At 40.2% G+C, this 12,438-nt stretch carries 6 protein-coding genes, 2 rRNA genes and 2 pseudogenes; all 10 read left to right on the plus strand.

The window, feature by feature from the left end; translation table 11 throughout:
* The first annotated feature begins 315 nt into the window (after window positions 1-315).
* The 10 genes and pseudogenes from ACM1ND_RS12405 (at window position 316) to ACM1ND_RS12450 (ending at window position 12,335) form a co-directional block, all read left to right on the plus strand.
* Window positions 316-3,240: ribosomal RNA gene (locus ACM1ND_RS12405) — 23S ribosomal RNA — on the plus strand.
* A gap of 152 nt (window positions 3,241-3,392) precedes the next feature.
* Window positions 3,393-3,509: ribosomal RNA gene (gene rrf, locus ACM1ND_RS12410) — 5S ribosomal RNA — on the plus strand.
* A 277-nt stretch (window positions 3,510-3,786) separates the two neighbouring features.
* Window positions 3,787-4,636: pseudogene (locus ACM1ND_RS12415) on the plus strand (alpha/beta fold hydrolase).
* Window positions 4,637-4,944: 308 nt separating this feature from the next.
* The gene (locus ACM1ND_RS12420; protein WP_418027829.1) at window positions 4,945-6,867 is read left to right on the plus strand and encodes a BglG family transcription antiterminator; all 1,923 of its coding nucleotides are present in this window, start codon (window positions 4,945-4,947) and stop codon (window positions 6,865-6,867) included.
* Window positions 6,868-7,000: 133 nt separating this feature from the next.
* Complete coding sequence (locus ACM1ND_RS12425) at window positions 7,001-7,318, plus strand: PTS sugar transporter subunit IIB (protein WP_023988560.1); 318 nt, start codon at window positions 7,001-7,003, stop codon at window positions 7,316-7,318.
* Window positions 7,319-7,376: 58 nt separating this feature from the next.
* A complete protein-coding gene (locus ACM1ND_RS12430; protein WP_023988561.1) occupies window positions 7,377-7,691 on the plus strand; it encodes a PTS lactose/cellobiose transporter subunit IIA in 315 nt (104 codons plus the stop codon).
* A gap of 69 nt (window positions 7,692-7,760) precedes the next feature.
* Window positions 7,761-9,053: a PTS cellobiose transporter subunit IIC gene (gene celB / locus ACM1ND_RS12435; RefSeq protein WP_023988562.1), complete on the plus strand. Its 1,293-nt coding sequence runs from the start codon at window positions 7,761-7,763 to the stop codon at window positions 9,051-9,053.
* 104 nt (window positions 9,054-9,157) lie between these two features.
* A complete protein-coding gene (locus ACM1ND_RS12440) occupies window positions 9,158-10,630 on the plus strand; it encodes a glycoside hydrolase family 1 protein (protein WP_197032078.1) in 1,473 nt (490 codons plus the stop codon).
* A 517-nt stretch (window positions 10,631-11,147) separates the two neighbouring features.
* Window positions 11,148-11,873, plus strand: coding sequence for a YjjG family noncanonical pyrimidine nucleotidase (locus ACM1ND_RS12445; RefSeq protein WP_341058477.1), 726 nt, complete (start codon window positions 11,148-11,150; stop codon window positions 11,871-11,873).
* Window positions 11,870-12,335, plus strand: a pseudogene (locus ACM1ND_RS12450) (GNAT family N-acetyltransferase). The gene ACM1ND_RS12445 and the pseudogene ACM1ND_RS12450 overlap by 4 nt, the downstream one beginning before the upstream one ends.
* Window positions 12,336-12,438: the final 103 nt, after the last annotated feature.

Below are 12,438 nucleotides of genomic sequence, written 5' to 3' on the forward strand. Positions count from 1 at the left end.
CGTGTGAATGAAATGAATATCCTTAACTTACTCACTCGTTGCTCAGTTTTGAGAGCTCAAACTCTCAAGCTTCGACGAATGTTTCATTCACACATGCGTGTGGAACCGAAATATTCATCGGGTTTCGCTTCGAAGAAGCGAATTGCACCTTGAAAACTGGATACCGAAACGAAATTGCGTTTTAGAATATTCCTTTAAGCTGATCTTGTGTAAACAAGTGAAATAAAGGTAGCAGGTAAGGAAAGATCTTTTGCCTTTGGCAAAAATCATTCTTTATTGAACATCGACATTTTCTTTCTTTGAAAGAAAAGTCTAGGTTAAGCTACAAAGAGCACACGGAGGATGCCTAGGCGCCAGGAGCCGACGAAGGACGTGGCGAACAACGATAAAGCCTCGGGGAGCTGTAAGCAAGCTTTGATCCGGGGATGTCCGAATGGGGAAACCCGGCTGTCTTCATCGACAGTCACTTTCTGCTGAATACATAGGCAGAATAGAGGCAGACCAGGGGAACTGAAACATCTAAGTACCCTGAGGAAGAGAAAACAATAGTGATTCCGTCAGTAGCGGCGAGCGAACGCGGATTAGCCCAAACCAAGGAGCTTGCTTCTTGGGGTTGTGGGACGTCTCACATGGAGTTACAAAGGAACCGGTTAGATGAAGAGGTCTGGAAAGGCCCGCCAGAGAAGGTAAAAGCCCTGTAGTTCAAAACTTGTTCTCTCCGAGACGGATCCCGAGTAGTGCGGGGCACGTGAAACCCCGTATGAATCCGGCAGGACCATCTGCCAAGGCTAAATACTCCCTGGCGACCGATAGTGAAGCAGTACCGTGAGGGAAAGGTGAAAAGCACCCCGGAAGGGGAGTGAAATAGATCCTGAAACCGTGTGCTTACAAGAAGTCAGAGCCCGATCTATGGGTGATGGCGTGCCTTTTGTAGAATGAACCGGCGAGTTACGTTCCCGTGCAAGGTTAAGGTGAAGAGCTGAAGCCGCAGCGAAAGCGAGTCTGAATAGGGCGAATGAGTACGTGGACGTAGACCCGAAACCGGGTGATCTACCCCTGTCCAGGGTGAAGGTGCGGTAACACGCACTGGAGGCCCGAACCCACGCATGTTGAAAAATGCGGGGATGAGGTGGGGGTAGCGGAGAAATTCCAATCGAACCCGGAGATAGCTGGTTCTCCCCGAAATAGCTTTAGGGCTAGCCTCGGAAAAAAGAATCGTGGAGGTAGAGCACTGATTGGGTGCGGGGCCCGCAAGGGTTACCAAGCTCAGTCAAACTCCGAATGCCATAGATTTAGTTCCGGGAGTCAGACAGTGAGTGCTAAGATCCATTGTCGAAAGGGAAACAGCCCAGACCATCAGCTAAGGTCCCCAAGTGTGTGTTAAGTGGGAAAGGATGTGGAGTTGCACAGACAACCAGGATGTTGGCTTAGAAGCAGCCACCATTGAAAGAGTGCGTAATAGCTCACTGGTCGAGTGACTCTGCGCCGAAAATGTAACGGGGCTAAACACACCACCGAAGCTATGGCTTGATGCTTGCATCAGGGGTAGGGGAGCGTTGAATGCGGGTTGAAGGTGTACCGTAAGGAGCGCTGGACTGCATTCAAGTGAGAATGCCGGTATGAGTAACGAAAAGATCTGTGAGAATCAGATCCGCCGAAAGCCTAAGGGTTCCTGAGGAAGGTTCGTCCGCTCAGGGTAAGTCGGGACCTAAGGCGAGGCCGATAGGCGTAGTCGAAGGACAACAGGTCGAAATTCCTGTACCACCGTAATCCGTTATGAGCAATGGGGTGACGCAGTAGGGTAGTGACGCGGACTGATGGATGTCCGTCTAAGCAGTGAGGCTGGTGTGTAGGCAAATCCGCACATCGTAAGGCTGGGCTGTGATGGGGAGCGAAAATTATAGTAGCGAAGGTCATGATCTCAGACTGCCAAGAAAAGCCTCTAGCCAGGAGAAGGTGCCCGTACCGCAAACCGACACAGGTAGGCGAGAAGAGAATTCTAAGGCGCGCGGAAGAACTCTCGTTAAGGAACTCGGCAAAATGACCCCGTAACTTCGGGAGAAGGGGTGCCTCGGTAGGGTGAATAGCCCGAGGGGGCCGCAGTGAAAAGGCCCAAGCGACTGTTTAGCAAAAACACAGGTCTGTGCGAAGCCGCAAGGCGAAGTATACGGGCTGACGCCTGCCCGGTGCTGGAAGGTTAAGGGGAGTGGTAAGCCTTCGGGCGAAGCTATGAACCGAAGCCCCAGTAAACGGCGGCCGTAACTATAACGGTCCTAAGGTAGCGAAATTCCTTGTCAGGTAAATTCTGACCCGCACGAATGGCGTAACGACTTGGGCGCTGTCTCAACGAGAGATCCGGTGAAATTTTAATACCTGTGAAGATGCAGGTTACCCGCGACAAGACGGAAAGACCCCATGGAGCTTTACTGCAGCTTGATATTGAATTTGGGTACGATCTGTACAGGATAGGTGGGAGCCGTTGAATCTTGAGCGCCAGCTTGAGAGGAGGCATCCTTGGGATACCACCCTGATCGTATCTAGGTTCTAACTTGGTACCGTGATCCGGTGCGAGGACAGTGTCAGGTGGGCAGTTTGACTGGGGCGGTCGCCTCCTAAAGAGTAACGGAGGCGCCCCAAGGTTCCCTCAGAATGGTTGGAAATCATTCGAAGAGTGCAAAGGCAGAAGGGAGCTTGACTGCGAGACCTACAAGTCGAGCAGGGACGAAAGTCGGGCTTAGTGATCCGGTGGTACCGCATGGAAGGGCCATCGCTCAACGGATAAAAGCTACCCTGGGGATAACAGGCTTATCTCCCCCAAGAGTCCACATCGACGGGGAGGTTTGGCACCTCGATGTCGGCTCATCGCATCCTGGGGCTGAAGTAGGTCCCAAGGGTTGGGCTGTTCGCCCATTAAAGCGGTACGCGAGCTGGGTTCAGAACGTCGTGAGACAGTTCGGTCCCTATCTGTCGTGGGCGTAGGAAATTTGAGAGGAGCTGTCCTTAGTACGAGAGGACCGGGATGGACGTACCGCTGGTGTACCAGTTGTTCCGCCAGGAGCACCGCTGGGTAGCTATGTACGGAAGGGATAAGCGCTGAAAGCATCTAAGCGTGAAGCCCCCCTCAAGATGAGATTTCCCAATTAGTAAGACCCCTTGAAGACGACGAGGTAGATAGGTTGGGGGTGGAAGTGCAGTAATGCATGGAGCTGACCAATACTAATCGGTCGAGGGCTTATCCTAAGAATAAAACGCAAATGAGTTTCGGATCCAGTTTTCAGGGTGTAACCTTGAAGGTATGTACAAGTGACATACGACAAGCGCATGGCTATTCATTCACACGATAAGTGATGAACCGAATAACCGTACAGTAGAATTTACGATGTAAATTCATGTTTGGTGGCGATAGCGGAGGGGTTCCACACGTACCCATCCCGAACACGACCGTTAAGCCCTCCAGCGCCGATGGTACTTGGACCGCAGGGTCCTGGGAGAGTAGGACGTCGCCAAGCAAATAAAAGTATGACCTCTACATAAAAAACCGCGATTATCGCGGTTTTTTTGTTTCCAAAAAGATGTGCTTGTCAAAAATGAAGTATGAATCCCATAAGTAAAGACAAGTAAGACAAGAGTAAACCAGTTTTGTTTTTGAAAAAAACATGTTAAACTTTTCTCATAAAAATAAATGTACTTTCTGAGGTGAGTTGAAGTGTTGGAACGTTCTATGGAGAATACAAGGGAATTACACAAAGGAAAGGGAGTGATTTAAAAAAGAAAAGGAGATTATAAATGAGCACTTATCAAACAGTTATTAGTGATGGATTTGAGCTGAAATATGCTATAACAGGTAACGGAAGGCCGATATTGGTGATCGGCAGTAGTGTATATTATCCTCGCTTATTTTCAGACCATTTATATAAAAAGTTTCAGTTTATTTTTCTGGATCATAGAGGGTTTGCAAAACCGACTCGAGCTTAAACTAGAAGACTATACTTTGGATAAAGTTATTAATGATATAGAAACAGCAAGACAATGCCTTCATCTAAACGAATTTATCATATTAGGACATTCCGGGCATGCCTTTATGGCTTTGGAATATGCTAAACAATACCCGGACTATGTTCAAAAAGTGGTGCTTTTAAATTCAGCACCTACGAACAGCCAGGAAAGACAGCGGCAAAGCGCTTCATTCTTTTATGAAACGGCCAGTCCAGAAAGAAAGAAACGTTTTGAAAAGGACATTGTTTTATTAGAGGAAGATATCAAAAGAGACCCTGATGGAAGATTTGTTCACATGTGTATACGAATGGGAGCCCAAAGCTTTTATGATTATGCCTATGATGCGGCTTACACGTGGAATGATGTGTACACGAACATGCCTATCATTGATTATTTATGGGGAGAAGCTTTCGGTAACATGAATTTGATACAATCCCTGGCGGATATCCATAAACCCGTATTTATTGGTTTGGGAAGGTATGATTATTTGGTTGCACCTGTTTCATTATGGGATAGGGTCGATGACACCTACGAGAACGTGAAAAAAGTGATTTTTGAATATAGTGGGCATAACCCGATGTTTGAAGAACCTCATTGTTTTGATCAAACATTAGCAAAATGGATTAATGATGATCACTAAGATTTTAAACGGTCGATTCCTATTTAATAAGGAGTCGACTTTTTTGATGTTAACAAATCAAGATCATGCCTGAGCTTAGGGAAGACATCTAACATACAGTTGACGGAATGAATAATCACGATTTTGTTTATTATACTAAGCTTGGAGCGCAGTAGCATGGATCAGCGAGATTTGATCGACTGTATGCTGAGTTTGATACGTTGTTTGACAGAAAACAAAATTATGATACTGTAAATTTGACACAGCTGCGTCCATCGATTTGATGGCGTAACCTTTAAATAAGTAAGTTTAAAGAAAGAGGGATAAGATTGTTTTCCAAACGGCAAAAAGAAATACTCTTATACTTAATTAGTTCAAATCATCCTGTTACTGCTGCATGGATTTCTAAAGAATTAAATGTTAGTGATCGAACCATACGTAATGATTTGAAGTATATACAAATTAAGTCTGCTCCAATGGGTCTAAATTTAGAATTGATTAGGGGAAAAGGATACGACATAAAAATTACCGATAAAGATTTGTTTAATCAAAATTTCAATGACTTAACTAATGATAAACTCAGTCATTCTACAATTGACTTTTCTGAACAAGATAACCGAGTTATTTATTTGTTGAGCCGTTTCTTGTTAGAAAATAGCTATATAAAATTAGTGACTATTGAAGAAGAAATGTTTGTATCTAAATCTACAATACAAAACGATTTAAAAGAAGTGCGAAAAATACTGGAAAAGTACAACCTGAATTTAGTAAATCGCCCCCACTACGGCTTGTATATAGAGGGTGATGAATTTATGAAACGAACATGTTTATCAAATTATTTATACAAAAGAGAAGAAAACTTCAATCAATCTCATGAGGACTTTCCTTTATTTGATAAAAAGGAATACAAGAAAATTAAAGAAGTAATAATCGAAAAAGTAAACAAATACAAAATTGAAATATCAGATATTTCTTTAGAAAACCTTGCTATTCATTTAATTATTGCTTGTAAGAGAATCGAAGAGGGATTTTTAATTGATAATCCGTCGGTATATTTACAAAAAGACTACCCTTTCGAAGAAATAGTGGCCCATGAAATTGTCAAAGAAATAGAAGACATTACAGGATTGCTATTTCCTGATTCGGAGATCAATTATGTTATTACCCATTTGGTAGGTACTAAATTGCTTCCAAAAGAAAGTTTGTCAGAGTACAGTAAGTTGGATGAAGTCGGATCCATTGTGAGTTGTATTCTGAATAAATTACAGAAAGAATTAAATTGGGATTTCAATCATGACGTTGAATTCATTCAAGCACTCACACTTCACATTAGGCCTGCAATGAACAGACTTAGGTACAAAATGAATATTAGAAACCCCTTATTAAATGAAATTAAAGTAAATTATCCAGCGGCATTTGAAGGAGCTCTTATAGCCAGCAAGTGTATTAATAATTTTTTGAATTTAGAAGTTGGAGAACATGAGGTAGCTTTTATCGCTTTACACATTGGAGTTGCTTTAGAAAGAATGAAAAATAAAAACAACAAGATAAAAAAAGTGATTATTGTATGTGCTTCAGGTGTCGGAAGCGCAAAATTACTGTATTATCGATTAATCAATTCATTTGAAAATAAGTTACAAATTGTAAATACAATCAGTTATTATAAATTAGCAGAAGCCGATTTATCCTCTATAGATTTTATAATCAGTACAGTTCCGATCAAAGAGGATATAGGGATACCCGTCTATGTAGTAAATACCTTTTTAGATGATAAGGATCTAAATCGAATCAGGAACCTCTTATCCTCTTCAGAACAGCAAAGAGAAGCTCATACTTATCTTGATCCATCCCGGGTGTTTGTGAAAAAAGAATTAACAACAAAGGAAAGCGTTATTCATTTTTTAAGTAGTAAGTTGGTTAAACAAGGTCTTGTACCTGATGATTATGTATCTTTAGTATTAGAAAGGGAGGCATTGGCTCCAACAAGTTTTGGTAATCTAGTAGCCATTCCACATCCGACTCTTCCCGTTACGACAGAAACTTTCTGGACCATATGTACGTTAAAACGCCCAATTCGATGGAATGATAAGCAAATGGTACAGTTGATTTGTTTGTTAAACATTAAAGAAGGAAACAATGTCGATTTAGAAAACATGTATAAGAAACTCGGTTCGCTTATAGAGAATAAGGAGATCGTCCAACGAATTCTTGCCAAAGACTCCGTGGAAGAAATCATGCAGTTACTAAACTGAAACAACAAGGAGCCGTTTTTTACACCACAAACGTTTCCTATTGTTTTTGGAAAAAGGTTCGGTTAAAAAGAAAGCGATTTAATTGTAAACTTAAGTTGTTCAGTAAATGAAGGAATTTAAGGGGGAAAAGATTATGAATACAATTATGTTAGTATGTGCAGCAGGAATGAGTACAAGTTTATTAGTAACGAAAATGCAAAAAACAGCTGAGGAAAAAGGCATAAAAGTAGATATTTTTGCCAAATCGGCTTCTGAAATTGAATTTACTTTGAAAGAGAGAAATGTAGACGTCATATTATTAGGGCCTCAGGTGAAATATTTGAAAAAGCAATTAGAAACTAAATTGGCAGATAAAAATATTTTTATTGAAGCTATTAATATGCAACATTACGGTATGATGAACGGTGAAAAAGTGTTAGAAGATGCATTACAGTTAATAAAAAGCAAATAACAAAGGATTTGAATTAAGAATTTGTTACTAAACAATAAAAGATAAGAGGGGAGAAGTTATGGTAAAAGAAGAATACTATACGGTGGCGTTTAACATTATTAGTAACGTAGGTACAGCTAAAAGCTTAGTAATTGAGGCACTTTATGCGGCAAAAGAAGGAGAATTTCAATTAGCAGAAGGAAAGTTAGAAGAGTCAAAGCAATTTTTTAGAGAAGGACATAGAGCGCATTCTTCATTAGTAAAAAGAGAAGCAAATGGAGAGCAACTTGATTTCTCACTGATATTAATGCATGCAGAAGACCAACTCATGAGTGTAGAAACCATTTCACTGCTTGTTACAGAAATGATCGAGCTATATAAGCGTTCAAAATAGAGATTGTTCAAGCCAAATAGAAGTGGCATCGCTACAAGAAATTACATCTTCGGGAGAGGACACGATGTTATGGGTAAAATAACTGAGTTTTTAGAAGAAAAGGTAATGCCAATTGCAGGCAAAATTGCTGGTCAACGGCATTTACAAGTACTTCGCGATGCAATGGTTCTAACAATCCCATTTATTATTATCGGTTCCGTGTTTCTAATCTTAGCAAATCTGCCAATTCCAGCTTATATAAACTTCTTAAAAGCTCATCCAGATATCAAAGCAACCTTACTTTATCCTTACAATGGTACATTTAATCTGGTCGCATTAATTGCTACCTTTGCTGTCGGATATAGGCTAGCTGAGAGTTATAAAGTGGACCCACTTGCTTCAGGGGCTGTAGCATTATGTTCGTATTTTGTTGTCACGCCTAATACAACTTTTACGGTAGATAAAGTGGTCACAACAGCAATGAATGTTAATTACTTTTCGAGTCAAGGCTTATTCGTAGGATTGCTTATTGCAATATTCTCGACAGAAATTTACCGTAGGGTCGTTCAAAAGAATATTGTTATCAAAATGCCAGATGGAGTTCCGCCCACTGTTGCAAAATCCTTTACAGCAATTATTCCAGGTTTTATTGTCATCGTGAGTGTATGGGTTATACGTTTACTTGTTGAAAACTTTACTCATTTTGAAAACGTTCACACTATCGTCGCAAAACTTCTACAACAACCTTTAACCAATGTTGGTACAAGCCTAGTTGGTACAATCTTTGTATTCTTATTAATCAATTTGTTATGGGCGATTGGGTTACATGGTTCTACAATTGTAGGTTCTGTCATGTTACCTATCTGGTTACAGTTGACATCAGAGAACGCAGCTGCCTACGCAGCAGGATTACCCGTCGATAATATTGTTACGGCAGAATTTAGATATCTTATCTTTATCGGTGGATCCGGTGCAACACTTGGTCTTGTGCTCGCAATGTTTTTCTTTTCTAAGAGTAAACAATTGAAGCAAATGGGACGACTAGCCATTGGACCCGGACTATTTAATATCAATGAACCGTTAATCTTCGGTATGCCAATCGTATTAAACCCAATCATTTTGATTCCGTTTCTTATAACACCAGTTATTAGCGTGTTGATAACCTATCTATCTATGTATTATGGATGGGTAGCGAGCCCCATTGGTGTGTTGCCTCCTGGGACAATGCCAATACTTATAGGCGGATATCTGATGACTGGTAGTGTCTCGGGGATCGTCTTACAGCTTATTTTGTTTGCTGTATCCTTTGTTATTTACTTCCCGTTCTTTAAGATCATGGACAATCAGAAATATAAAGAAGAACAGAAGGCGCTTGCAAGCTAAGATGAGATCATCAATTAAAGCCTGTTAGAGTTTCTTAATGCATTTCTGTTCATAAAAATAATAGTTTGTTGACATAGGATCTATGTACTAATAGGAGGGTTATCATGTTTCAAATGAAAACAAAATTTCCAGAAGATTTTTTGTGGGGTGGAGCAACGGCTGCAAATCAACTAGAAGGAGCAAGTGATGTTGGCGGCAAGGGACTTTCTCTGGCTGATGTATATACGTTTGATGAAAAGATGCCGAAAGAGCAATGGTCAGATCAGTGGCATTTAATGACTCATAAGCAAATAGAAGAAGCTCAAGATCCTGCAAGTAAAAAATATTATCCCAAAAGACATGGGATAGACTTTTATCATCATTATAAAGAAGATATCGCATTATTTGCAGAAATGGGCTTTAAAGCTTATCGCATGTCAATTGCTTGGACTCGTATTTTTCCGAATGGTGATGAGTTAGTACCCAATGAGGAAGGATTGTCGTTTTATGATCGTGTTTTTGATGAACTGAATAAGTATGGAATAGAGCCTGTTGTTTCCTTATCTCATTATGAAATGCCACTACATCTTTCAACAAAGTATGGTGGCTGGGTGAATCGTAAACTAATAGATTTCTTTGTTCGTTTTGCTTCAACTGTATTTGACAGATATAAAAACAAAGTGAAATATTGGATGACTTTTAATGAAATTAACTGTGTGACCCATCACCCATATGTAAGTCTAGGGGTTATTGAGGAAAATCACCCTAATATTGAACAAGCAAAATTTCAAGGCGCTCATCATCAATTTGTAGCAAGTGCTCTTGCAACCAAAGCATGCAAAGAGAGTAATCCTAAAGCAATGGTAGGATGCATGGTTAGTTATCAGTTACTTGTTCCTTATAGCTGTGATCCAGATGATGTTCAAGCTACAGTAGATAAACAGCGTACCTCATTGTTCTTTACAGATGTTCAGGCAAGAGGCTATTATCCTGCTTACACAGCTAAAATGCTTGCAGAAAAGAATGTAGTACTGGAAACAGAACCCGAAGATGAACAAATTATGAGAGATTATCCGGTTGATTACGTGTCCTTTAGCTACTATATGTCTAGCGCAGTCAGTGCACATCCAGAAAGAATCGAAGGAGCGGTAGGAAATCTACTTACAGGAGGAGTTAAAAATCCTTATTTGCCAACAAGTGATTGGGGATGGCAGGTTGACCCTAAAGGTCTACGAACTGCTTTAAACCAATTGTATGATCTTTATCAAAAACCATTATTTGTTGCTGAAAATGGATATGGCGCTTTAGATGTATTAGAGGAGGGCGATAAAATTGAGGATGATTATCGTATTTCTTATTTAAAAGAACATATTAAACAAGTAAAAGAAGCAATTGCAGATGGTGTAGATGTATTTGGCTACACGAGCTGGGGCTGTATCGATATGATTAGCGCCGGAACTAATCAAATGTCAAAACGCTATGGATATATTTATGTAGATCAGGACGATATGGGCAGAGGTACAAAACGTCGCATAAAGAAAAAATCATTTTATTGGTATAAAAATGTTATTGCTACGAATGGAGAACAATTAGACTAAATTTTTAAAAGGAGAATGGTTACCTATAGGCTTGTCTCATCAGGGGCAGCTTGAGGAAGCATTCTCCTCTTTTTATAAATCGATATGTCAGCGGCTTGGCAAAACGCATGCGCTTCTCACTAGCTCAAATCGTCAATCAGTTCATGTTCGTCACCAATATCCAACTTTAGCGAAATATTGTTATCATAGGTTCCAACGGTAATCTTTTAATTTCAATTAGGACAGCCAGAAAATCAAAAACATATAGAAGATGATAAACAATAAACAAGATTGACAAAATATTAGAAGAAAGATACGATCTCGATTTATCTGATAAAACAAACAAAGTAAATAAACTGTTGGGTAATATTACTTCATCCTGGTTGTCGTGACTTGACGGCTTAACTAGGATCTGTATAATAACCGGGAGATCATGTTACATTGATAGTTTAATTCCCGTTTTTTATGCCCTATCAGAAAACAATTCTAAGACTCATAGAACTGAACAATTTAGTAAAGCAATGATATGGAGGTCGTTATGAAATACGAAATTATTTTATTTGATGTCGATGATACGCTGTTTGATTTTAAAAAGGCAGAAAGTCATGCGCTACATAATACGTTTACCCAATTTGGATTGCCGCAAGGGGCCACGGAGTATAAATCCAGTTACGATGAAATCAACGGCGCGTTGTGGCGAGAGGCAGAGGAAGGACACATTACCTCAGCGCAACTGCGTGTGGAACGGTTTAAGCGATTATTTACTGTTTATGATCTAGACTTCAATCCAGATGCCTTTAGTGCTGCATATTTACGTTATTTGGGTGAAGGTGCTTTTTTGATGGACGGAGCGGTTGAATTATGTGATATGCTGTCTGATTGTCGTTTGGCGATCATTACGAATGGAATCAAAGAGGTGCAAACCTCCAGAATTCAGCTTTCACCGCTGCGTGATGTATTTGAGCAGGTAATTATTTCAGAGGAAGTGGGTTGCCAAAAACCACAAGCTGGTATTTTCGATTATGCATTTACTAAGCTAGCCATTTCAGATAAAAGTAAGGTTCTCATGGTCGGTGATTCTTTGACCTCGGATATTCAAGGAGGGAACCAATACGGAATCGATACCTGCTGGTTCAACCCTGCTGGGAAAACAAACGCGTCTGGTATTCAACCCACTTATGAAATAAAAAGCCTGATGGAGTTATCGAATCGTGTGCTTTCAAAGCGTCTCGTACTGAATCGTACATCGGCTGAAATTAGATGAATAATGTCGAAATCAGAAGGCCAGAAATTAAGGACATCGAAAAGATAAATGAATTGTTTAGAATTGTGATTATAGACACGTTTGCTAAAGAAGGCATTGGTCATATGCTGGAAGACATAGAGGAGGAAATTGAGACTAAGAGGGTATATTTGGAACGTGACTTTGAGAGTCACGGTGAACAACGATACTTCTTAATCGCTGTAGATGGGAATCATATAATAGGTTCTATTGAATATGGACCAGTAAGTGAACTAATAAGTAAATCTACCAATGCTACATTTAAAAATTTGTGCGAGGTAGGAACTGTACTTGTTCACCCTGACTACAGATAGTGGATATCGTATTGCGCAGAAAATATGGAAAAAGAAATTTGGCACTCCTGATTATTTATTAAACGATTATTGGGGAGCAGGCTCTGATCATATGATATGGAGAATCAAAGTCAAGGATGCTATTAAATGATCAATTGCTTGGCAATCTCTTGTGTGTCTTTAATCTACAAGGACCAAAGTTATAAAACAAGGCAGGCCGGAAAATCGGCCTGCCTTGTTTAAATTTTTTTATC

Origin of the sequence: Paenibacillus sp. JJ1722, from assembly GCF_048282685.1 — a bacterium.
Taxonomy (GTDB): Bacteria; Bacillota; Bacilli; order Paenibacillales; family Paenibacillaceae; genus Paenibacillus; species Paenibacillus polymyxa_B.

Excerpts from the sequence above, each read along its gene's own strand:
- ACM1ND_RS12425 (WP_023988560.1), top strand. The coding sequence starts at position 7,001 with ATGAATACAATTATGTTAGTATGTGCAGCAGGAATGAGTACAAGTTTA.
- ACM1ND_RS12430 (WP_023988561.1), top strand. The coding sequence starts at position 7,377 with ATGGTAAAAGAAGAATACTATACGGTGGCGTTTAACATTATTAGTAAC.
- celB (WP_023988562.1), top strand. The coding sequence starts at position 7,761 with ATGGGTAAAATAACTGAGTTTTTAGAAGAAAAGGTAATGCCAATTGCA.
- ACM1ND_RS12440 (WP_197032078.1), top strand. The coding sequence starts at position 9,158 with ATGTTTCAAATGAAAACAAAATTTCCAGAAGATTTTTTGTGGGGTGGA.
- ACM1ND_RS12445 (WP_341058477.1), top strand. The coding sequence starts at position 11,148 with ATGAAATACGAAATTATTTTATTTGATGTCGATGATACGCTGTTTGAT.